Genomic DNA, 22,304 nt, shown 5'->3' on the forward strand with positions numbered 1-22,304 from the left:
GGGGGGGGGGGGGCCCCCCCCCCCCCCCCCCCCCCCCCCCCCCCCCCCCCCCCCCCCCCCCCCCGCGAGGCCCCCGACCGACCGCCGACCCGAGAGGTCCCCGCCATGTCCGCCCGTACACCCCTCCATCTGGCCGCCGAGATCGGCGGCCCGCCGCACTACGACGCCGGGCACTACCTCCGGCTGGCGAGGCTCGCCGAGGACGGTGCGCTCGACTACGTCACCCTCGGCGACTCCTTCGCCCGCCCGGGGCTCGACGCGCTCGCCGTCCTCGCCCGCGTCGCGCCCGCCACCGACCGCATCGGCCTCGTCCCGACCGTCACCACCACCCACACCGAGCCCTTCCACGTCTCCTCGGCCGTCGCCACCCTGGACTGGGTGAGCCGGGGCCGCGCGGGCTGGAGCGCCGACGTCTCCACCACCGAGGCGGAGGCCCGGCTCTTCGGCAGACGCCCGGCCGCACCCGCCGCCGACCTGTGGCAGGAGGCCGGGGAGGTCGCCGACGTCTCCGGGCGGCTGTGGGACAGCTGGGAGGACGACGCCGAGATCCGGGACGCCGCCACCGGCCGCTTCATCGACCGGGACAAACTGCACTACGTCGACTTCGAGGGCTCCACATTCACCGTGAAGGGTCCGGCGATCGTGCCGCGCCCGCCGCAGGGGCGTCCCGTCACCGTCATCGACGCCACCACCGCCCCGGCCCGTGAGGCGGCCGCCCGGCACGCCGACGTCGTCCACATCCGGGCCACCACCCCCGAGCAGGCGGCCGCCGTCCGCGACGAGGTGCGCCGCAAGGCCGCCGCCCACGGGCGCGACCCCGGGGCCCTGCGCGTCCTGGTCGCGCTCACCGTCGACCTCGGCGACGTCGAGACCGCGCCGGAACCCGGTCTGGAGAGCGGACCGCAGCTCGCCGGGCGCGGCACCTACTTCCGGGGCGGCCCGGTCGACCTGGCCGACCTCATCGCCCAGTGGCACCGGGCGGGCGCTGCCGACGGCTTCCACCTCACGCCCATCACCCCCGAACGCGACCTCGAAAGGATCGTCAACGGCACCGTGGCCCTCCTCCAGCACCGCAGCCTCTTCCGTACCTTCCACCCCGGCGGCACCCTGCGCGAACACCTGGGGCTCGTACGCCCGGCGAGCCGGTACGCCGCCGCCCGGACCGCCGCGAAGGAGGCCTGACCGTGCCCCGTCCGATGCATCTCGCCGCCCACTTCCCGGGCGTCAACAGCACCACCGTGTGGGCCGATCCGCGCTCCCGCAGCCAGATCGACTTCTCCTCCTTCGAACAGCTGGCGAGGACGGCGGAGCGCGGGAAGTTCGACTTCTTCTTCCTCGCCGAGGGGCTGCGGCTGCGCGAGCACAACGGCCGCATCCACGACCTCGACGTGGTCGGCCGGCCCGAGTCGCTGACCGTGCTGAACGCGCTGGCCGCCGTCACCGAACGGCTCGGTCTCGCCGCCACCGTCAACGCCACCTTCAACGAGCCCTACGAGCTGGCCCGCCGGATCGCCACCCTCGACCACCTCAGCGGGGGCCGCGCCGCCTGGAACGTGGTGACCTCCTCCGACGCCTTCACCGGGGAGAACTTCCGCCGGGGCGGCTATCTGGACCGGGCCGACCGGTACACGAGGGCCGCCGAGTTCGTCGCCATCGCCCGGGAACTGTGGGACTCCTGGACGCCCGGCGGCGTCTCGCGGCCGTTCGCCCACGAGGGGCCGCAGTTCACGATCTCCGGGGAGTTCACCGTCCCGCGCTCGCCGCAGGGCCACCCGGTCGTCATCCAGGCCGGGGACTCCTCCGAGGGCCGGGAGTTCGCCGCCTCGGCCGCCGACATCATCTTCACCCGGCACGGCACCCTGGAGGCGGGCCGGGAGTTCTACGCCGACGTCAAGGGCCGGCTCGCGGCGTACGGCAGGGAGCCCGACAGCCTCAAGATCATGCCCGGGGTCACCGTGGTCGTCGGCGACAACGATGCCGAGGCGCAGGAGAAGGCCGCCGAGATCCGCCGTCAGCAGGTCTCCCCGCAAAACGCGATCCTCGCCGCCGAGCAGATCTGGGGCACCGACCTCTCCGCGTACGACCCCGAGGGGCCGCTTCCCGAGATCGACCCGGTCACCGACTCCGGGATCACCCGGGGCAGGGTCCTGCACGGCGACCCCTCCGCGGTCGTCGCCCGCTGGCGCGCGCTCGCCGAGGCCAAGGGGCTCTCGCTGCGGGGGACCGTCATCGAGACGACCACCCGCCAGTCGTTCATCGGCTCGCCCCGTACCGTCGCCGCCGAACTGACCGCGTTCGTCGACGAACGGGCCGCGGACGGCTTCATCCTCGTCCCCCACCTCACCCCCGGCGGCCTGGACGACGTCGTCGACCGGGTCGTCCCGCTCCTCCAGGAGACCGGGGCGTTCCGCTCCGCATACACCGGCTCCACGCTGCGGTCGCACCTCGGCCTCCCGGAGCCGGTATGGAAAGGTTGACCGCATGAGCACGGACGCACAGCAGCAGGAGCAGGCCGGCGGCGGGCCGGACGCCGCGCGGGACTGGCAGCGGTGGCACGAGGGGCGCGTCGTCGCCGTCGCCGCCCCGTACGGCCCGCTCTCCCTGACCGGAACCCACTGGCTCTCCGACCACCCGGAAGGGCGAATTCCGGCCGTCCCCGGTCACTGGCGCGAGGACGGCGACGAGGTGGTCCTCACGGCCGCTCCCGAGGACGGCATCGTCGTCGACGGCAAGCCCCTGACCGGGGAGGTCCGCCTCGGCGCGGACCGAGGGCCGATCGACGACTCCCGGGTCGCGCAGGGGGAGCGGCGGCTCGTGGTGCTCCGCCGCGAAGGGCTGTGGGCGGTACGGGACTTCGACCCGGGATCCCCGGCCCGGCATGCCTTCTCGACCATCGAGGCCACCCCGTACGACCCCCGCTGGGCGGTGCCCGGGACCTTCCGTCCGTACGGCGACGACCGGACCGTACGGGTGGCCAACGCGGACGGGGTCGAGCGCGGTCTCGGCCTCGGCGGGGAGATCGCCTTCACACTGGACGGCGAGCAGCACACGCTCCAGGTGGCCGTCGAGCCGGACGGGTCGCTGTGGGCCGTCTTCGCCGACGCGACCAGCGGGAACGGCAGCTACCGCTTCCGATTCCTGCGGCCCGGTCCGCCGGCCGAGGACGGCAGCGTGAGCGTCGATCTCAACCGCGCGCTGCTGCCGCCGTGCGCCTTCGCCGACCACTTCATCTGCCCGTTCCCGCCCCCGGGCAACACGATCAGCGCGGCGGTCCCGGCGGGGGAGCGGAACCGCATCGACGCCTGACCCGCGAGCGGACACTCCGGCCCCGGCAGCCCCACGGCTCCCGGGGCCGGAGACGACACGGCGACCGGGACCGGAACGTCTGTGGCCCGCGTGGCCGAAAGGCATTCTTGCGCCTCCTGTCGGAGCCCCTCGATACTCCGGTCAGCGATTGTCAGGGGCACGGCAATTCCGGAATCCGGACAGGCCCCCGACTGCGCCTCACGGGCCCGCCACCCCACAGGAGGGCCCCCGATTCCCCTCGGAGGAACCCGAAGTGAGGATCAAGCGCACCAACCCCCGCTCCAACGCGGCGAGACGCGTCCGTACCACGGCCGTACTCGCGGGGCTCGCCGCCGTCGCGGCGATGGCCATCCCCACCGCGAACGCCGAAACCCCCCGAACGTTCAGCGCCAACCAGCTGACCGCGGCGAGCGACGCCGTGCTCGGCGCCGACATCGCGGGCACCGCCTGGAACATCGACCCGCAGACCAAGCGCCTCGTCGTCACCGTCGACAGCACGGTCTCGAAGGCGGAGATCAACCAGATCAAGAAGTCGGCGGGCGCCAACGCCGACGCGCTGCGCATCGAGCGCACGCCGGGCAAGTTCACCAAGCTGATCTCCGGCGGCGACGCGATCTACTCCAGCACCGGCCGCTGCTCCCTGGGCTTCAACGTCCGCAGCGGCAGCACCTATTACTTCCTCACCGCCGGTCACTGCACCGATGGTGCGACCACCTGGTACGCCAACTCCGCCCGCACGACCGTGCTCGGGACGACCTCCGGGTCGAGCTTCCCGAACAACGACTACGGCATCGTGCGCTACACCAACTCCTCCATCCCGAAGGACGGCACGGTCGGCGGCCAGGACATCACCAGCGCCGCCAACGCGACCGTCGGCATGGCCGTCACCCGCCGCGGCTCCACCACCGGCACCCGCAGCGGATCGGTCACCGGCCTCAACGCCACCGTCAACTACGGGGGCGGCGACGTCGTCTACGGCATGATCCGCACCAACGTGTGCGCCGAGCCCGGCGACTCCGGCGGCCCGCTCTACTCCGGCACCCGGGCGATCGGTCTCACCTCCGGCGGCAGCGGCAACTGCTCCTCCGGCGGTACGACCTTCTTCCAGCCGGTCGTGGAAGCCCTGAACGCGTACGGCGTCAGCGTGTACTGACCGGCCCCGCCGGCCAGGTACGGAGCAGTCCGTACATACGTGCCCCCGTCCGGAATTCCGGACGGGGGCTCCCGCTCGCCGGGGGGCTCTTGAGAGGATGTCGCGACGGGTCGTCGTGAGGGGGCGGCGGGGGGGGGGGCGCTCCCGGGGCGCGCTCCGCTGGCATCAGGGGGTAGCAGGTCCGTGTATCGCATCGGAGTGACCGGTCACCGCTCCATCCCCGCCGAGGCCGAGGCCCATGTGCTCGCCGGACTGCGGGCCGCGCTCTGCGGCCGCGACCGTGCCACCCAGGCGCTCTCCAGTCTGGCGGTCGGCGCCGACCAGCTCTTCGCCGACCTCGCCCTGACCTGCGGCGCCGAACTGACCGCCGTGATCCCCAGCGGCGACTACGAGGACTGCTTCGAGAACGCCGACGACCTCGCCCGCTACCGGAAACTCAAGGCGCGCGCGGCACAGGAGGTCCGGCTCGACTTCCCGCACTCCACCGACGAGGCGTACTACGCGGCGGGCGCCTACATCGCCGACCACTGCGACCGGCTCCTCGCGGTCTGGGACGGCCTCCCCGCCCGCGGCCTCGGCGGCACCGGCGACATCGTGACGTACGCCCGGACCCTGGGCCGCCCGGTCACCGTGATCTGGCGCGACGGGATTCTGCGCGTGTGACCCTCCCGGCAGGGTCACACGCGGTGTCTGACCAGCCAGTCGGTGTGCTCGGGCGACACGATCCGCTCGGTCTCGAACACCGCCGCAGGCCAGTGCCGTTCGGTCAGGGTGGTCTCCATGGCGGCCTGCATCGACTCCAGGTCCTGCTCCACCAGCGAGTGCGCCGAGATCAGCGGATGGTGCCGGCGCATCTCGTTCCAGGCGAGGCAGGCCGCCGCCGCCGCGGACAGCGCCCCCGTCAGCCCGAAGGACCGGCCCACCCCGAAGGTCTGCAGCACGCTCAGCGCCAGCGCCGGGAGCGTCAGCGCGACGATCGCGCCCGACCACATGAGCGCCCCGCGCCGGGAGGCCTGCTGGCGTCGGCGGTACCAACGGCGTTGTTCGATGAGCCGGTCCCGTACATACGTTTCCTTGCGGACCGTGTAGGCCTTGTTCCGTAACGCCCGCATGGACTCCGTGATGAGGCCGCCGGAATCCGGCAGTTCCTCGCGCGGATCGGCCCAGCCCACTTTCCGCAACTCCTGGAGACCGTCCTCCAGGCGATTGGCGAACAGCGCCTCCGGATGCTCGGCGGAGCTGTCGAACGGTGCGCCGTGCACCGCGTAGCGCCAGCAGTTCGATTTGATGAACTCGGCCGCGGAGCGGTTCAGTTGCCAATGCGACTTTGCTTTGCGCTGGGAGGCCAGGAAGGTCGTGAAGAGCACGCCCAGATAGGCCAGCACCGCCCCGCCGTACAGGACCCGGCCCGCCGGACCGTCCTCGGCGTGCCAGGGCAGCGCGGCCGGCACCGTCCCGACCACCAGCAGCGCCAGCTGCGCCCGGGTGGTGTTCACGGCCTCACGCTGGCGGGCCACGGCGACCGCGTCCGTGTGGTGGAACAGGGCCGGCAGGTCGTCGTTCCTGAAGACCATGGATCTCAGCGGCTCGGGCAGCGCCGTCATGGTCGCCTCCGTCTGCAGTTGTCGTATGACCCGGTCGTCGCGCCTGACCCGCCCGGGCCCACGAGAGTAGGGGGGAGCACCGGGCGCGGCAAGAGCGTCCCGGCCCCTCGGGCGGTCACCACGACGGGGTTCGGCCACTTCCGCGCAGGCAGCCTTCCTCGCCCGGCGGCGCTGTGGCAAGGTAGCCCAACTGGACGGATGAGCAGGTGAGTTGACGCCCCCTTCGGTGGGTGCGACCACCTCCGGGCGGGGGAGGGGCCATCGAGGGGGACGCGGACGGAGCGACGGACGGCGGCCTGCCGCTCCCGGACACCCAGCGCAGGGTGCGCCGCAGCCCGCTGCTCTTCACCGCCCCGCTGGTGCTGCTCGCGGCCCTGGTGCTGATCCTGCTGTGGGAGGCCGTGCGGGCCAATGTCTCGCCCGGCGCCCGGGACGACTGGCCCTGGCGGCTGCAACTGCTGGACATGGAGGCGCTCGGCAGCCTGCTGGCCGTGGCGGCGGGCGCCGTCCTGGCGAGGGCGCAGTACGCCCGTACGGTCCGGCCCTACCTCGGCTACCGGGGCTCCTGGCGCAGAGGACTGCTCACCGAGGGAGAACCCGCCTGGCGGGTGGGGATACTGAACTGCGGTCAGCACATCGCCGTGGTCGAGAGCTGGGAGTGCCACGTCGTGCTGCGCGGCGGGCCGGAAGAGGCGGCGCAGCCCTGGGTCGCCGTCCCGGACGTCGTGGCCACCCTGACGGCGGGCGGACTCACGGTGGGGCAGGACTACCAGCTCATCGCCTTCGGAACGGGCTTTCCGCTGGTCGGCACCGGGAACTACGACACCGTGCCGGTGGGGATCTTCTCGCAGCGGTGCGTCGAGAAGGTCGAGTCGCTCCACATCCGGGTCCGGGTCACGGATGTCGTGGGCGACGGTTACGAACGCGTCCTGGACTGCATGCGCGGCGCCCGCGCCGCATACAACGTCCCCGGCGCGGAACCGGTGAACGAGTGAACGGCCGACCCCGCCGAGGCGTTCCGACGCGTGCGGCCGAGGTCCCGGCGAGCCCTTCACGACGGGCGCGCCCGGCACGGGTGTGGGCGGCTCCGAAACTGCCGGAAAGCCTCCCACCTGCGAGAGCCGGCGGCGGGAAGGCCGGATTTCCGGACCGCGCGTCCCGCGACGGGTTCCTGGCTCACCCGGGCAGCCCCGCAGAAGGCGTGTTTCGTCTTTCGAAACACTGGAGTGAAGGCGCCTCCGCCGGCATGTGGAGGGGCCTCGGCGGTAGTAAAGTGCGCGTGCCGGGCCGTGTGATGACACGGAATCCGGAAGCGTTTCAATGTCCGGAAACAGACCCCTTCAGGATCCCCCTAGGACGGCCGTGAAGACCTACGGAACCACCCCCGCCTTCGCCTCTGCGAAGACCCGCGCAACCCTCGCGGCGACCGACGTCCGCAGCGCCGAGGCCGCCAGGAAGCTCAGCCGTGCAATCGGTGCGACAACGGGCCGGTCCACCCGGATTTCCACTTTCAGTTCTGCTCTCTGAGCAGTCGTCAGGAGTGGCTAGAATGGCGGAATGACAGGACCCCTGGTCCCCTTCCGTGAATTCGTTCTCAAAGTGCACAGCAGGTGCGATCTCGCCTGCGACCACTGTTATGTCTACGAACATGCAGATCAGAGCTGGCTGACCCGCCCGAAGACCATCTCTGACGAGGCAATTTCCTGGACTGCCCGGCGCCTGGCCGAGCATGCGACGACACATGCGCTTCCCTCCGTCACAGTGATCCTGCACGGCGGGGAACCGCTCCTGGCGGGGCCCGCGCGACTGCGACGGGTCTGCGAGGAGCTCGGCTCGGCCCTGCACGGCATCGCTGAGCTGGACCTCAGGATCCACACCAACGGCGTCCAGCTCAGCCCCCGATACCTCGACCTCTTCGACGAGTTCCACGTCCGGGTCGGGATCTCGCTCGACGGCGACCGCGCCGCCAACGACCGCCACCGCCGGTTCGCCAACGGACGCAGCAGCCATCCGATGGTGATGCGAGCGGTCGAACTGCTCCGCGAGGAGCGCTACCGCCACCTGGACCTCGGCCTGCTGTGCACGGTCGACATCCACAACGACCCGGTGGCCGTGCACGACGCCCTCGCCGCCCTCGAACCCCCGCTCGTCGACTTCCTGCTGCCGCACGCCACCTGGGACGACCCGCCGCCACGGCCGGACGGATCGCCCACCGCCTACGCCGACTGGCTCCTGACAGTCTTCGACCGCTGGACGGAGCAGGGCCGCCCCATGCCCGTCCGGATGTTCGCCTCGGTGCTCTCCAGCCTGAGCGGCGGCCCCAGCCTCACCGAGTCCCTCGGCCTCGCCCCCACCGACCTCGTCGTCATCGAGACCGACGGCAAGCTGGAGCAGGTCGACTCGCTCAAGAGCGCCTACGAGGGCGCCGCCGCCACCGGGTTCGACGTCTTCCGCAACACCTTCGACGAGGTCGCGGCCCACCCCGGCGTCCGGGCGCGGCAGCTCGGTCTGGCCGGGGTCAGCGAGACCTGCCGCCGCTGCCCGGTCGTGCGCTCGTGCGGCGGCGGGCTCTACACCCACCGGTACCGCTCCGACAACGGCCCCGAAAGCCCTTCGGGCGGCGGCTTCGACAACCCGTCGGTCTACTGCGCCGACCTGGCCGCCCTGATCCGCGGCATCGAGGAACGTACCGCCGCCGCGATCGAGTCGCCCGCCGTCCGGTCGCCGGACGAGCTGCTCGCCGCCCAGCTGGACCTGACCCGGACCCTCCTCGCGGCTCTCCACGACACCCTCGACGGGCGGGGCGGAGCGCTCTGGGACGATGCCTGGCGGCTCGCGGCGACGGTCGAGGCGGACACCGCGGGTGCCGATGCGCTCGACGCCGTCCTCGCGCACCCCTACACCCGGACCTGGCTGGTCGACGCCCTGGAGGACGCCGAGGCGGGCCGAGGACCGACCGGGCCCGCCGCCGAGCGGCTCGCCGCGACCGTGGCCGCCGCCGCCGTCCGGGCCGGACTCGACGACCTGCCCGTGCCCGTGGCGTACCGGGACGCAGGCCTGCACCTGCCCACCCTCGGCACCGTGCTCATCGGCGGCCCGGAGGAGCGTGGAGCGGCAGTGGTACGGGCCGTCGGCGGCGGATTCGTCGTACGCCAGGAGGCCGCGCCCGGTACGGAGCTGCGCATCGCCCCCGACGAGCCCGAAGGCCCGCACTGGCTGCCCGTACACGTGCTGCGCCGCGCGCCGGCCCCCGTACTCCTGCTGGACGACCTGGACCCCTTCCGCGACTGGTTCGACGCTCCCGCGACCGACCGCCTCGAAGCGGAGGAGGCAGACGCCTGGGCGGACGGGGTCGCCGAGGCCTGGTCGCTGCTGGCCGACGCCGTTCCCGGCCAGGCGGCCGAGGCGGCCCGGACGCTCACCACGCTGACCCCGCTGTTCGCCGGGGAGGCCGAGCCGGGGCGGCACGGCCTCGGCGCACTCGGCGTCGGGCCGGTGGTGGGCGCGAAGGAGCTGGCCTTCTGCCTGCTCAGCGGATTCCGCCGGGCGAAACTGCGGGCGCTCGCCGAAGTGACGGATCTTTACGCCCTGGACGGTACCTGGGAACATCGAACGCCCTGGGGGAGCGAACCCGTGACGTTCTCCCGACTGCTGGCCGTGACATTCGAACGGGCGGGGCTCGGGCTTTACGATCCGCACTACCTCACGGGTGTTCCGGAAGCGCTCGACATGATCGAAAACGCGGCGGAGGTGACGGTCGACGGCAAACAGCTGATCGCCGCTGTCCGCAAGGAGATCGCCGTCCGGTCATGAATCGAACGTCGCGGCGTCTGACCGGAAAGTGACGTTCGAATGACCGAACGGCAGGGGGGTGGAAAGCAGTCCGTTCCGGAATGATGAGTTCGCTTGCACTCCCTTCCTCCTTCCGGGATGCGAGTGCTCACACAGGACGGGGGTCGTGTGCACGCATCGACGCAACAGCGAGCGGTGGGCCATCGGCCGTATTTCTTTCTGAGTTATGCCCACACACCGGGGTACGGCGCCGGTACGGACCCCGACATGTGGGTCGAACGGCTTTTCCAGGACCTCTGCGGCCATGTGATGGCCATGACCGACTTACCCGCCGGCGCGCCCGCGGGCTTCATGGACCGGGAGATACGCTCCGGCGAGGGCTGGTCGGAACGGCTCGGTGACGTCCTCGCCACCTGCCGGGTCTTCGTCCCGCTGTTCTCGCCGCGTTACTTCGCCAGCGAGATGTGCGGCAAGGAGTGGTACGCCTTCGAACAGCGGGCCATCCACCACCGGGCCCGCTCCAACCAGCCGGCCGAGGCCATCGTCCCGGCCCTCTGGGTGCCGGTCCCGCCCAGTCAACTCCCGGGATCCGCCGAGCGGTTGCAGTTCAACCACCGTGACTTCGGGGAACGGTACGTCAGCGACGGCCTCTACGGTCTGATCAAGCTCAGACTCTTCGCCGAGGAGTACGAACGGGCCGTCTACGAACTGGCCAAACGCATCGTCAGCGTCGCCGACTCGGTCCGCATCGACACCGGCCGGCCCGTCGACTACCGCCTGGCCCCCAGCGCCTTCGGCTCCCCCAGCAGCGGGGTCGGCGCGCCCCGGCCGATGCAGATCACCATCGCGGCACCCACCCGCCACGATCTGCCCGAGGGCCGCAACAGCGACCACTACGGTGACCACCCGCAGGACTGGAACCCGTACTATCCCGCCTCCGCCCGGCCGCTGGCCTATGTCGCCGAGGAACTGGTCCGCTCCCTCAACTACCAGGCCGTCATCACCTCGTTCGACGAGGACCGGCACGACGGCAAGGCCCCGCCCAGCACCCCCGAGATCCTGCTCGTCGACCGCTGGGCCCTGCGGGACGAGGACCACCGCCGCAGGCTCGCCGCCTTCGACGCGGAGAACCGGCCCTGGGTGACCATGGTCGTGCCCTGGAGCCGCGACGACCACCAGAGCAGGGCGGCGGAGAGCGAGCTCACCGAGAAGCTCGAAGCCACCATGCCGATCAAGATGGGGCAGGGCCGGGCCCTCTGCCGGGCCGCCGCGAAGGGAGTGCCCACCATGGAGGCGTTCGGCCAGCTCCTGCCCCAGGTGGTCGAGGTGGCCGCCCAGCAGTACCTGAAACACGCGAAGGCCTACCCTCCCGGATCCGGCGGCGGATCCGGCGAGCGGACCCGGCTCACCGGCCCCATGGGCAACACGAGCTACATACCCGACCCGCACGACCCTGCGACGGAAGCGGAGGACCTATGAGTGCCGGTCGTGACGGGCGCATCGTCACCTTCTACTCGTACAAGGGCGGTACCGGGCGCACCATGGCGCTCGCCAACACCGCCTGGATCCTCGCGGCCAACGGCAAGCGGGTGCTGGCCGTCGACTGGGACCTGGAGGCCCCCGGACTCCACCGGTTCTTCCACCCCTTCCTCGACCCGGCCACCCTCGGCGCCACCACCGGCGTGATCGACCTGATCACCGAGTACGCCTGGGCCGCGACCAGCCCCGCCCAGCGCGCCGAGGACTGGCACCGCGACTACGCCCGCATCCAGCCGCACGCCGTGTCGCTGACCCCGGAGTCGCTCGGCTGGGAGTTCCCGCAGGGCGGCACGCTCGACTTCGTCTCCGCCGGGCGGCAGAACCGCGAGTACAGCGCCACCGTCTCCACCTTCGACTGGGACAACTTCTACGACCGATTCGGCGGCGGCCACTTCTTCGACGCGCTGCGCGACGACATGAAGGCCAACTACGACTACGTCCTCATCGACAGCCGCACCGGCCTCAGCGACATCGCCGACATCTGCACCGTCCACCTCCCGGACGTCCTCGTCGACTGCTTCACCCTCAGCGACCAGTCCATCGACGGCGCGGCCTCCGTCGCCCGCCAGATCGCCGAGCGCAACACCGGCCGACCCATCTCCATCTACCCCGTCCCCATGCGCATCGACGAGGGCGAGAAGGAGAAGGCGGACGCCGGACGGGCCCTGGCCCGGCTCAAGTTCGACCGGCTGCCGCGCGACCTGTCCGGCGACGAACTCACCGCCTACTGGGGCGCGGTGGAGATCCCCTACCGCCCCTACTACGCCTACGAGGAGACGCTGGCCACCTTCGGCGACGAGGCCGGGCTCACCAACTCGCTGCTCTCCGCCTTCGAACGGCTCACCGCGGTCATCACCGGCCGCGAGATCACCTCGATGCCTCCGATCGGCGAAGAGGTACGCCTGCGGATCCGCGATGCCTTCACCCGGCGCAGGCCCGCCCTGCCCGCCGACCTCCACCTCAGCTATGTGGCGGAGAACCGGATGTGGGCCGACTGGCTGGAGTCGATCCTCACCCGGGCCGGCTTCCGGGTCGTCCCGCGCGACGTCTCCGCCGAACGCCCGCCGGAGGAGGCGGCCGAAACCGCCCCGGAGAACGCGGCCCGCACCGTGGTCCTGCTCTCCAGCGCCTACCTCAAGTCCCAGCGCGCGGTCGAGCTGTGGGAACGGACCGCCGCCGAGGCCATCGGCAGCGGCCGCCGCCGACTGGTCCCGCTGCGCGTCGGGGACGTACGCCTGTCGTCCCCGTACATCGACCGCAACCCGGTCGACCTCTTCCGGCTGGACGAGGTGCACGCCACCACCGCCGTGATGCGGGCCCTGGACCGCCCGGTGCAGGTGACCGACGGGGTCTCACCCGGGCCCCGCTTCCCCGGCACCGTGCCGAGGATCTGGAACGCGCCGCCCCGCAACCCCGGCTTCACCGGCCGCTCGCTCGTCCTGGAGCGGATGCGCGACCAGCTCGGCGGCGGCCTCGCCGTCGTCCTCCCGCAGCCGCAGACCCTGTACGGACTCGGCGGCGTCGGCAAGACCCAGGTCGCCCTGGAGTACGTGCACCGCTTCATGGCCGACTACGACCTGGTGTGGTGGATATCGTCCGAGCAGCCCGACGACGTGGTCGCCTCGCTCGCCGAACTCGCCGTACGGCTCGGCGCCCAGGGCGGCGACGACATGGCGGCCGCCTCCCAGGAGGCCGTCGACCTGCTGCGGCGCGGGGTGCCCTCCGACCGCTGGCTGCTGGTCTTCGACAACGCGGACGACCCCGAGCAGCTGCGCCGCTACTTCCCGCAAGGAGGCTCCGGCCACATCCTGGTGACCTCCCGCAACCAGAGCTGGTCCCAGCACGGGGACGCGCTGCCGGTGGACGTCTTCCTGCGCGAGGAGTCCATCGAGCACCTCCAGCGCCGTGCCCCGGGGCTCAGCGACGAGGACGCCGCCCAGGTGGCCACGGCGGTGGGAGACCTGCCGCTGGCCGTGGAGCAGGCGGCCGCCTGGATCGCGGAGACCGCCACCCCCATCGACGCCTACCTCGAACAGCTCGCCCAGCAGGCGCCCCAGGTGCTCGCGCTCAACCAGCCGGTCGGCTACCCGGAACCGGTCGCGGCGACCTGGAACATCTCCATCGCCCGGCTCAAGGAGCGCTCGCCCGCCGCGGTACGGCTGCTCCAGCTCTGCGCCTTCTTCGCCCCGGAGCCGATCTCCGCGAACCTCCTCTACAGCAAGGAGATGATCGACGCGCTGAAGCCGTACGACTCCTCGCTCCAGGAGAAGCTGGTGCTGGGCCGGGTCATCCGGGAGATCGGCCGCTTCGCCCTGGCCAAGGTCGACCAGGTCTCCAACTCGATCCAGGTGCACCGCCTCGTCCAGGCGGTGATCAAGGCGCAGCTCAGCGAGGAGGAGCAGCGCGAGGCCCGGCACGTCGTCCACCGCATCCTCGCCGGGGCCCGGCCCGACGACGACGAGCCGATAGACAACCCGGAGACCTGGCCGCGCTTCGCCACGATCTGGCCGCACCTCGGCCCGTCCGACGCCCGCAACTGCACGGAGCCGGAGACCCGCAGGCTGCTGATCGACCGGGTCCGCTACCTCTGGAAGCGCGGCGACGTCAGGACCGCGGGAGCGCTGGGCGACGAACTGCGGGACATCTGGCGGGAGAAGCTGGGCGTCAGCGATCTGCAGTACCTCTACCTCTGCTTCCACCTCTCCAACATCCTGCGCACCCGCGGGCGTTACGTGGAGGCGAAGGAACTGGACGAGATCACGCTGGAACGACAGCGGGCGGTGCTGGGGCCCGAGCATCCGCACACGTACATGACCACCAGCAGCCTGGCCATCGACCTCGGTCTGCTCGGGGACTACGGCCGGGCGATCGAGATGGCGACCGAGGCGCACGAGGGCTTCGGGCAGATCTTCCACGACTCCCACCCCCGGACCCTGGCCGCCGCCAACAACCTGGCCCTGAACCTGCGCAGCGTCGGCCAGTACGTCCGCGCCCGGGAGATCGACCAGGACGTCTACGACCTGCGCTCCCAGGTGCTCGGCCCCAAGCACCCCTACAGCCTGTCCTCCGCCATGAACCTCGCCCGTGACCTGCGGGAGGTCGGACGGTACGAGGACTCGGTGGGGCTGCTCAGCACGACGTACAACAGCTTCAAGGAGACGATGGGCCGCAGCTTCCCCACCACGCTGAGCGCCGCGAAGAGCCTCGCGGTGTCGTTGCGCCGGGCGGGCCGGCTGGAGGACGCCCGCCGCCTCACGGTGGCGACCCGCGCCCGCTACCGGGCGAAGTACACCACCGCCAACCCCGATTCGCTGGCCTGCGATCTCAACCTGGCCGCGGACCTGTTCGCGGCGGGCGAGAGCGTCGAGGCGAGGGACACGGCGCAGGAGGTCGTCGACCAGTACATGAAGGTGCCGGGGGAGAGGCACCCGTACACCCTGGCGGCGCAGAACAACCTCGGCGTCTACCTCACGGGCGCCGGCGAGCCGGATGCGGCGGAGCGGGTGCTGAAGCTGGTCGTCGCCACCATGCGGGAGACGTTCGGCCGGGAGCACCCCAACACCCTGTTCTGCGTGATGAACCTGGCCAGCGCGACGGCCGACCGGGGCGAGCTGGACATCGTGCTGGAGACCGAGCAGCGGCTGTCCGGGCAGTTGCGCGAAGCGCTCGGGGCGCACCATCCGGAGACCCTGGCCATGACCTCGAACATGGCGGTCACGCTGGACGCCATGGGCCGGGAGGACGAGGCGGCGCAGTTGCGGTCGGAGATCATCGCCGAGCTGTCGCGCCAGCTCGGCGACGACCATCCGCTGGTGCGGATCGCCCGGACCGAGGAGCGGTTCCGGCGGGAGCTGGAGCCGATGTCGGTGTGACCCCTGCCGTGCCGGGAGGGCTCACCACCCTCCCGGCACGCGGGCTCATCCTCCCGGCACGAGGGCCGGCCGGGGCGCGTCCGGCGGCTCCCGCTCGTCGAGCAGCCAGTCGAGGACGCGGGGGAGCATGGGGAACGCGTCGAAGTGGGCCGCCGCCGGCTCCAGCACGGCGGTGGCACCCGGGATCTGTCCGGCCAGCCAGCGGGAGTGGCCGACCGGGGCGAAGACGTCCTTCACCCCGTGCCAGAGCAGCACCCTGCCGGTGATCCGGGCCGGATCGAATCCCCAGGGGCGGCAAAACGCGATGGCGTCGTCGATCCAGCCCCAGGCCGAGTGACGCAGCCCCTCGCTGAAGTTGCGCAGCAGCATGGACCGGATGCCCGCGTCGTTGACGACCAGCCGGTCGGAGTCGGTCAGCTCCCGACGCAGATCGTCCAGGAGCCGGACCGGGTCGCGCCGGATCTGCGCCGAGCGGACGATGAAGGACGCCGCCAGGCTCTCCGGGTCGTCGGCCGCCGTGGAGTACGCCTGCACATTGGACGCGGCCATCCCGTCGAACCAGTCGAGCCCGGCCGCGTCCCGGGGCGCGAGACTGACCAGGGCCGCTGTCCGGGTGATCCGCTCCGGCATCAGCGCCGCGCAGGCCAGGGCGTGCGGGGCCCCTCCGGAGCGGCCCACCACGGCGAAGCGCTCCAGACCCAGCGCGTCGGCGATGGCACGGACGTCCTCGACGACGTCCTTGATCCGGCGGCCCTCGTGCCGGTCGCTGCCGCCGTAGCCCGGGCGGTCGTAGGCGATGAGCTGTGTGTGGCGCTGGTAGAGGACCATGCCGCGGGGGGCGGGGCCGAGTCTGCTGCCCGGGGTGCCGTGGAGGAGGAAGACCGGTCTTCCCCGCGGGTCGCCCATCCGCTCGACCATCAGATGCCGCCCGTCCGCCGCGCGCACCCGATCGCGCACCCGTGCCTCCCCCGCTCGGTCACCCGGTCACCCGGCCGGTCCGGACACGGCGTGTCCCGGCGCCGGCCGCCGTTTCGATGATGACCCATCAGAGGCGTTACGGGGACTGTTCGTCGACGAGGAACTGTGAAGGTACGGGGAGGGCTCCCGGCGGACGATTTCCGTCCGCATCCGGGCGGGCGGGCACATCATCCGGGCCCGCAGGGGCGAATACCGGACAGGACTAGTCCTCACCCAGGGGCGGTCGACGGTTGCACCGGGTGTTTGCGAAGGGAACCGACATGGCATGACCGCGGGTAAGTGAACGACCCGCGCGCGAAGCGTCGGTGTCGTGTGCACGTCCGGAAGTCGACCTTGTGTGCGTTTCCCGGCCTCGGAATAGTGGGCGCCCCATCCTCCGTGTACGGGCACCCCACATGCTCCGTGCACGGCCCCACAGGAGGTCGAAGTTGAAGCATCGACGCATATCCAGGAAGCGCACGACGCTGGCCGGCTCGGCCGTCGTCGCTCTGGTCGCAGCGGGATTCACGTTCCAGTCTGCGAACGCCAGTGACGATGTGCCGGAGTTCACGGCCAAGACCCTCAGCGCGGACGCGGCCGGAAAGCTCGCCGACACCCTGGGCCGTGACCTGGGCGCGGACGCGGCCGGCTCGTACTACGACACCACGGCGAAGACCCTCGTCGTGAACGTCGTCGACAAGGCCGCCGCCGAGCAGGTCCGCCAGGCGGGCGGCAAGGCCAGAATGGTGGAGAACTCCCTCACCGAGCTGAAGTCGGCCCGGCAGACCCTCACTGACAAGGCGACGATCCCGGGCACCTCCTGGGCGGTCGACCCGGTGACCAACAAGGTGAAGGTCACCGCCGACAGCACGGTCGACGGCGCGGCCTGGAAGAAGCTCTCGGCCGTGGTCGACGGCCTCGGCGGCAAGGCCGAACTCGACAGGACAAAGGGTGAGTTCAAGCCGCTGATCGCGGGCGGCGACGCGATCTGGGGCTCCGGCTCCCGCTGCTCGCTCGGCTTCAACGTGGTCAAGGACGGCGAACCGTACTTCCTGACCGCCGGGCACTGCACCGAGTCGGTCACCAGCTGGTCGGACAGCCAGGGCGGCGCGGAGATCGGGGCGAACGAGGGCTCCAGCTTCCCGGAGAACGACTACGGCCTGGTCAAGTACACCTCGGACATCGAGCACCCGAGCGAGGTGAACCTCTACGACGGCTCCACCCAGGCGATCACCCAGGCCGGTGACGCGACGGTCGGCCAGGCGGTCACCCGCAGCGGTTCCACCACCCAGGTGCACGACGGCGAGGTCACCGGACTGGACGCCACGGTCAACTACGGCAACGGCGACATCGTCAACGGCCTCATCGAGACGACCGTCTGCGCCGAGCCGGGCGACAGCGGCGGCGCCCTCTTCGCGGGCGACACCGCGCTCGGTCTGACCTCGGGCGGCAGCGGCGACTGCTCCTCGGGCGGCACGACCTTCTTCCAGCCGGTGCCGGAGGCGCTGGCCGCCTACGGCGCCGAGATCGGCTGACGCACCACCGCTCCACCGTACGACGGCGCGAGGAAGGGCCCCCGGTTCGCCGGGCCCCCTTCCGGTGTGCCCTGGGCGCGGCCGGCTCAGGCGGCCTGGGGCAGATTCCGGGCACCCGCGTCCGCCGGGGCGACGCCGAGGGCCCTCACGGCCTGGTAGTAGGTCCAGGCCGTGCTGTTGCACGAGGTCTTCGTGGCGCCCGAGTAGCCGGCGCACACACGCTTGAGGTCCTCGTAGAAGGCGGAGTCGATACGGGCCTTGTTGGCGGAGAACGTGCCGGCGGCCTTGTAGTTGCGGTAGCCGAAGTCGTGGCGGGCGCAGGAGTTCTTGAAGGGGAAGCCGAAGGGGTTGTCGGGGGAGCTGCTGCAGTAGTCCGTCGACCAGTCGAAGCCGTACGCGGCCCAGGCGCCCTGGTTGGCCCGGGCCGCGTTCCAGGCGTTGTAGCTGGAGGCGCTCGTCTGGGTCCAGGAGCTGAGCACCTGGGGCTTGTCGGCGGGGGCGGCCGAGGCGGAGGCGGCGGAGCCCAGGGTGAGGGGGAGCGACAGGGCGACCGCGGCGAGCGGAACCGTGAAGCGACGACGCATGAACGACCTCCGTGGGGGTGAAGGGAGTTGCTCCTGAGGTGCTCCTCGCCGGGTGGTGCGAGGGAGTAGGAGCAGCATGTCGTCATGAACGCGTCATGCCTAGATGTCGCGCCGAGTGGACATCGGGAATTGTTCGTCCGGCACCGGGAGTTGGGGCGTGCGTCGGACGGGGTCGCCGAGGTGTCCTCGGGGCGGCGTTCGCGCGCCGCGTGCGACCGTCGGGCGCAGATCACGTGTGGCTGAGGATCACCGTCAGGGCCACGAACTCCGCGAGGAGCTGGGTGGCGAAGGCTGCTTGGCGTGTGCGTACGGCCGTCGCGGCCAGGGCGACGACACAGGCGACGACGGCCAGGGCGAGGCTCCAGCCGAAGAGCCAGCCGGGCAGTGCGTCGCCGCACTGCTGCCCGTAGGTCATGCAGCGCCCCGCTCGCTCGCCGGTGAGGGTCAGGAGCCCCGCGAGCAGGGCGGCGGGCACGAAGAGACCGGCGCACAGGCCGGACCAGAAGCGCGTCCGGTCCGTGGTGGCGGATCCCTCTGCCGCGGCCGGGGTCTCTTCGGTCGGCTGCGTCGGCTGCGTCGGCTGCGTCGGCTGGTGCGGCTGCGGTGCTGTGCTGTCCATGTGGTGATCCAACGCGGGTCCGCGGCCCGCCGCATCGGTTCAGGTACTCGTATCGGGGTGCGCGACATGCTCATGCGCACGCCGTCATGCGCACGCCGTCATGCGTGACGGGAGCGGCGGCGTCGCGGCCGTCCTCACCCCCATTACGCGATCCGGGCTGAGGCCGTGCCAGTTTTTACCGACGCGTAACTTCCCTCGCCTGCTTACTCGTGCGTAGCTTGGCATGAGCACGTACAGCTTGTGGTCCGGGCCACAGGGCGCACCGCCATCGCACCTCCCTTGAGCCGCAAGGAGATCCCACGATGCTGCCCTGGATCCGTGCTGCGCGCGTTCCCCGCACGCGCAGTCTGCTCGCCGCCCTGCTTCTCGCCCTCACCGTTCTCGTCGCCCCCACGGCGACCGCGAGCGCGGCCCCGGCCGCCGAGACGGCCACATCGCGGGGCTGGAACGACTACTCCTGCAAGCCTTCCGCCGCCCATCCCCGCCCGGTCGTCCTGGTCCACGGAACCTTCGGGAACTCGATCGACAACTGGCTGGTCCTCGCCCCCTACCTGGTCAACCGGGGCTACTGCGTCTTCTCCCTCGACTACGGCCAGCTCCCCGGCGTGCCGTTCTTCCACGGCCTCGGACCCATCGACAAGTCCGCCGAACAGCTCGACGTGTTCGTCGACAAGGTGCTGGATGCCACCGGGGCCCCGAAGGCCGACATCGTCGGCCACTCCCAGGGCGGCATGATGCCGAACTACTACCTGAAGTTCCTCGGCGGCGCCGACAAGGTCAACGCGCTGGTCGGCCTCGCTCCGGACAACCACGGCACCACGCTGCTCGGCCTCACCAAGCTGCTGCCGTTCTTCCCCGGCGTCGAGAAGTTCATCAGCGACAAGACCCCCGGACTCGCCGACCAGGTCGCGGGATCACCCTTCATCACCAAGCTCACGGCGGGCGGCGACACCGTTCCCGGCGTCCGCTACACCGTCATCGCGACCAAGTACGACCAGGTCGTGACCCCGTACCGCACGCAGTACCTGGACGGTCCGAACGTACGCAATGTGCTGCTCCAGGACCTTTGCCCCGTCGACCTCTCCGAGCACGTCGCGATCGGGGCCATCGACCGCATCGCCTTCCACGAGGTGGCCAACGCCCTCGACCCGGCCCGCGCCAAGCCGACCACCTGCGCCTCGGTCATCGGCTGACCCACCGCGCAACGACGGGGCGGGGCCCGCTGTCCGACGGAGCGGACGGCGGACCCCGGCCCGTCATCATGGCCTGCCGCGCCCGACGTCCCGGAGGGACGCGGCAGGGGTACGAAGGGGGGCGCTGCTGCGGTCAGCGGCTGTGGCGGCCCGTCGCGGCGACGGCCCGGCGGCGCTGCGAGGCGAACAGCACCGCCGCACCGGCGGCGAGGACCCCGGCGCCCCCGACGGCCAGGTAGGTGCTGCTGTTGGAGCCACCCGTCTCGGCGAGCACCTCGTCCTTGCTCGCGGTGTTGACCTCGGGGGCGTTGCCCTCGGCCTTCTCCGCCGGAGCGGCCGGGGCGGCGGCGGTGACCTTCGCGCCGGTGTCCGCGTCGTCGTCACCGTGGCCGTTGTGCTCGACGGACGACTTCTCGGCCCCCTCGGTGATCGCGTCCTCGGACGGCGCGGAGGGGGCCGGGGCCGGAGCCTCGGCACCGGCGTCACCACCGGCCCCCTGCTCACCCTCTTCCTTCTCCACCGCGCCGCCGCCCACCGACCCGCCGCCGAACGTCACGTCGGAGCAGGCGTAGAACGCCTCGGGGGAGTCGGAACGCTGCCAGATCGTGTAGACGAGCTGCCGCCCGGAGCGCTCGGGGATCGTCCCGTCGAAGACGTACGAACCGTTCTCCAGCACCGGGTCGGTGACCTCGGCGAAGGGCTTCGGCTCCAGGTCCGACCAGGCCAGCGGCTTCGTGGCGTCATAACCCGGCTTCGTCATGTACAGCTCGAACGAGCCCTTGTGCGGGGCCGTCGCCCGGAACCGGAAGGTGTGCTTGCCCGCCGACAGTTCGGTGGCCGGCCAGTCGGCGCGCGGGAGGTCGAGGCCCTTGAACTTGTCGTTGGCCGCGCTGCAGAGCTTGCCGTCCGGGATCAGATCACGGTGCTTGCCCGCCGCGTTGGCGATGTTGACCCCGTTCCAGTCGTACAGCGCCTGGGTGCCACCGGCCGCGACCGCCGCCTGGCACGCCGCCGACTTCGGACTCTCCGGACCCTCCGCGAAGCACGCCGACACCCGGCTCACCGGATCGGTCAGCGAACCGTGCGCGACGGCCGGGGTGGCGGTCAGCCCGGCCAGCGCGAGCGGTGCGAGTCCGAGGGCGAGGATTCCGGCGGCCTTGCGACGAGCGGTCATGGATGGATCTCCTTCTGAACGGCACTGCTACGGCACAGCTGTTGAGGGGTGGCGATCAGAAGCTAGCCGCTCGGAAGGCCAAAAAAGCCTGCTGGGAGGGGGTGATGGGGATCCTTATGGTCGCTTTAAGGGGCGGTTAGGGGAGGGCTCAGGAACCCCGGGCCGGGCCCACTCGGAGACGCCTCGGGCGGGTGCCCCCGTCAGTGGGGCCCCGTGGCTCCTCACACCTTCCAGCGGTACCGCCGCTCCGGCCGCCCCGTCCCTCCGTACCGCAGGGTCACCTCGGCGCGCCCCGTTCCGGCGAACCACTCCAGGTAGCGGCGCGCGCTGACCCGGGACAGCGTCCCCGCCTCGGCGCACTCCGACGCGGACAGGCCCCCGGGGTGGTCGCGCAGGGTGCGTTCCACCAGGTCGGCCGTGGGGGCGGCCAGGCCCTTCGGAAGCTCGCGGGAGCCGGGTGGGCGGGTGCCGAAGATCTGGTCGACGTCCTCCTGGCGGGCCTCTCCCAGCTCGTCGAGGCGGGTCCGCAGCGAGGCGACATGGCGCAGCTGCTCCTGGAGGGCCGAGCGGTTGAACGGCTTGATCAGGTAGTGGAGGGCTCCCGCTCGCAGCGCCGCCCGGATCACTCCGGCGTCCCTGGCCGCCGTGATGAACAGGGCGTCCGTGCTGGGGCGTGAGACGTCCTGTTCCTCCGCCGTGCGCAGGGCGCGCAGTACGTCGATCCCGTCCATGTCCGGCAGGTAGATGTCGAGCAGCACCAGATCGGGGCGCAGTCGCTCGGCCGCCCGCAAGGCGTCGGCGCCGTTGTGCGCCACCCCGACCACCGTAAAACCGTCCATGGCGGACACATAGCGGCCGTGCAGCTTCGCCACCATGAAGTCGTCGTCCACCACCAGCACCGTTGTCACGCCGCCACGCTAGGCCGCGACCTCAATGACCACAACGTCCGTTGATACCGGAAGAGAGACAGGTTCTT

General features: G+C 71.5%; 17 protein-coding genes. 11 read left to right on the forward strand and 6 right to left on the reverse strand.

From position 1 onward, the window contains the following. Positions 1-105: 105 nt before the first annotated feature. The 5 genes from JS521_RS05770 (at position 106) to JS521_RS05790 (ending at position 5,122) form a co-directional block, all read left to right on the forward strand. Positions 106-1,182: an LLM class flavin-dependent oxidoreductase gene (locus JS521_RS05770; RefSeq protein ID WP_205081636.1), complete on the forward strand. Its 1,077-nt coding sequence runs from the start codon at positions 106-108 to the stop codon at positions 1,180-1,182. 14 nt (positions 1,183-1,196) lie between these two features. Further along, positions 1,197-2,477, forward strand: a complete 1,281-nt coding sequence (locus JS521_RS05775; protein ID WP_205081663.1) for an NtaA/DmoA family FMN-dependent monooxygenase — start codon at positions 1,197-1,199, stop codon at positions 2,475-2,477. Between the two features lie 4 nt (positions 2,478-2,481). Beyond that, complete coding sequence (locus JS521_RS05780) at positions 2,482-3,306, forward strand: DUF1684 domain-containing protein (RefSeq protein ID WP_205081637.1); 825 nt, start codon at positions 2,482-2,484, stop codon at positions 3,304-3,306. A 253-nt stretch (positions 3,307-3,559) separates the two neighbouring features. Continuing rightward, entirely contained in the window at positions 3,560-4,459 is a 900-nt protein-coding gene (locus JS521_RS05785; protein ID WP_205081638.1) for a S1 family peptidase, read from the forward strand. 198 nt (positions 4,460-4,657) lie between these two features. Then, positions 4,658-5,122 carry a hypothetical protein gene (locus JS521_RS05790; RefSeq protein WP_372448555.1) on the forward strand — a complete coding sequence of 155 codons (465 nt, stop codon included), beginning with the start codon at positions 4,658-4,660 and terminating at the stop codon, positions 5,120-5,122. A 14-nt stretch (positions 5,123-5,136) separates the two neighbouring features. On the opposite strand, the gene JS521_RS05795 is transcribed toward JS521_RS05790, so the two are convergent. Further along, positions 5,137-6,063: a DUF4231 domain-containing protein gene (locus JS521_RS05795; RefSeq protein ID WP_205081640.1), complete on the reverse strand. Its 927-nt coding sequence runs from the start codon at positions 6,061-6,063 to the stop codon at positions 5,137-5,139. Positions 6,064-6,293: 230 nt separating this feature from the next. On the opposite strand from JS521_RS05795, the gene JS521_RS05800 reads away from it, so the two are divergent. The 4 genes from JS521_RS05800 to fxsT all read left to right on the forward strand — a co-directional run bounded on the left by JS521_RS05800 (position 6,294) and on the right by fxsT (position 15,266). Then, entirely contained in the window at positions 6,294-7,058 is a 765-nt protein-coding gene (locus JS521_RS05800) for a hypothetical protein (RefSeq protein ID WP_307847785.1), read from the forward strand. Between the two features lie 562 nt (positions 7,059-7,620). Further along, positions 7,621-9,876: a radical SAM/SPASM protein FxsBH, inactivated beta-hydroxylase extension form gene (gene fxsBH / locus JS521_RS05805; RefSeq protein ID WP_205081641.1), complete on the forward strand. Its 2,256-nt coding sequence runs from the start codon at positions 7,621-7,623 to the stop codon at positions 9,874-9,876. A 117-nt stretch (positions 9,877-9,993) separates the two neighbouring features. Further along, positions 9,994-11,334, forward strand: coding sequence for an FxsC protein (gene fsxC, locus JS521_RS05810; RefSeq protein WP_205081642.1), 1,341 nt, complete (start codon positions 9,994-9,996; stop codon positions 11,332-11,334). After that, entirely contained in the window at positions 11,331-15,266 is a 3,936-nt protein-coding gene (fxsT, locus tag JS521_RS05815) for an FxSxx-COOH system tetratricopeptide repeat protein (protein WP_205081643.1), read from the forward strand. Before fsxC ends, fxsT begins: the two co-directional genes overlap by 4 nt. Positions 15,267-15,311: 45 nt before the next feature. On the opposite strand, the gene JS521_RS05820 is transcribed toward fxsT, so the two are convergent. Beyond that, positions 15,312-16,223 carry an alpha/beta fold hydrolase gene (locus tag JS521_RS05820; protein ID WP_205081644.1) on the reverse strand — a complete coding sequence of 304 codons (912 nt, stop codon included), beginning with the start codon at positions 16,221-16,223 and terminating at the stop codon, positions 15,312-15,314. A 449-nt stretch (positions 16,224-16,672) separates the two neighbouring features. Between JS521_RS05820 and JS521_RS05825 the strand changes: the two genes are divergently transcribed. Next, positions 16,673-17,758, forward strand: a complete 1,086-nt coding sequence (locus JS521_RS05825; RefSeq protein WP_443732174.1) for a S1 family peptidase — start codon at positions 16,673-16,675, stop codon at positions 17,756-17,758. A gap of 86 nt (positions 17,759-17,844) precedes the next feature. On the opposite strand, the gene JS521_RS05830 is transcribed toward JS521_RS05825, so the two are convergent. Further along, positions 17,845-18,342: a phospholipase gene (locus JS521_RS05830; protein WP_205081646.1), complete on the reverse strand. Its 498-nt coding sequence runs from the start codon at positions 18,340-18,342 to the stop codon at positions 17,845-17,847. Between the two features lie 229 nt (positions 18,343-18,571). Further along, entirely contained in the window at positions 18,572-18,961 is a 390-nt protein-coding gene (locus JS521_RS05835) for a hypothetical protein (protein WP_205081647.1), read from the reverse strand. A 302-nt stretch (positions 18,962-19,263) separates the two neighbouring features. On the opposite strand from JS521_RS05835, the gene JS521_RS05840 reads away from it, so the two are divergent. Beyond that, a complete protein-coding gene (locus tag JS521_RS05840) occupies positions 19,264-20,154 on the forward strand; it encodes an esterase/lipase family protein (RefSeq protein WP_205081648.1) in 891 nt (296 codons plus the stop codon). A gap of 133 nt (positions 20,155-20,287) precedes the next feature. Here JS521_RS05840 and JS521_RS05845 read toward each other — a convergent pair whose 3' ends face one another. After that, the gene (locus JS521_RS05845) at positions 20,288-21,328 is read right to left on the reverse strand and encodes a lytic polysaccharide monooxygenase auxiliary activity family 9 protein (protein ID WP_205081649.1); all 1,041 of its coding nucleotides are present in this window, start codon (positions 21,326-21,328) and stop codon (positions 20,288-20,290) included. Between the two features lie 221 nt (positions 21,329-21,549). Continuing rightward, a complete protein-coding gene (locus JS521_RS05850) occupies positions 21,550-22,203 on the reverse strand; it encodes a response regulator (RefSeq protein WP_239486850.1) in 654 nt (217 codons plus the stop codon). Between the last annotated feature and the right edge of the window lie 101 nt (positions 22,204-22,304).

Source organism: Streptomyces durocortorensis, assembly GCF_016901035.1.
Classification (GTDB): Bacteria; Actinomycetota; Actinomycetes; order Streptomycetales; family Streptomycetaceae; genus Streptomyces; species Streptomyces durocortorensis.

Excerpts from the sequence above, each read along its gene's own strand:
- JS521_RS05770 (WP_205081636.1), top strand. The coding sequence starts at position 106 with ATGTCCGCCCGTACACCCCTCCATCTGGCCGCCGAGATCGGCGGCCCG.
- JS521_RS05775 (WP_205081663.1), top strand. The coding sequence starts at position 1,197 with ATGCATCTCGCCGCCCACTTCCCGGGCGTCAACAGCACCACCGTGTGG.
- JS521_RS05780 (WP_205081637.1), top strand. The coding sequence starts at position 2,482 with ATGAGCACGGACGCACAGCAGCAGGAGCAGGCCGGCGGCGGGCCGGAC.
- JS521_RS05795 (WP_205081640.1), bottom strand. The coding sequence starts at position 6,063 with ATGACGGCGCTGCCCGAGCCGCTGAGATCCATGGTCTTCAGGAACGAC.
- fxsBH (WP_205081641.1), top strand. The coding sequence starts at position 7,621 with ATGACAGGACCCCTGGTCCCCTTCCGTGAATTCGTTCTCAAAGTGCAC.
- fsxC (WP_205081642.1), top strand. The coding sequence starts at position 9,994 with ATGCGAGTGCTCACACAGGACGGGGGTCGTGTGCACGCATCGACGCAA.
- fxsT (WP_205081643.1), top strand. The coding sequence starts at position 11,331 with ATGAGTGCCGGTCGTGACGGGCGCATCGTCACCTTCTACTCGTACAAG.
- JS521_RS05830 (WP_205081646.1), bottom strand. The coding sequence starts at position 18,342 with ATGCGTCGTCGCTTCACGGTTCCGCTCGCCGCGGTCGCCCTGTCGCTC.
- JS521_RS05835 (WP_205081647.1), bottom strand. The coding sequence starts at position 18,961 with ATGGACAGCACAGCACCGCAGCCGCACCAGCCGACGCAGCCGACGCAG.
- JS521_RS05840 (WP_205081648.1), top strand. The coding sequence starts at position 19,264 with ATGCTGCCCTGGATCCGTGCTGCGCGCGTTCCCCGCACGCGCAGTCTG.
- JS521_RS05845 (WP_205081649.1), bottom strand. The coding sequence starts at position 21,328 with ATGACCGCTCGTCGCAAGGCCGCCGGAATCCTCGCCCTCGGACTCGCA.
- JS521_RS05850 (WP_239486850.1), bottom strand. The coding sequence starts at position 22,203 with ATGGTGGCGAAGCTGCACGGCCGCTATGTGTCCGCCATGGACGGTTTT.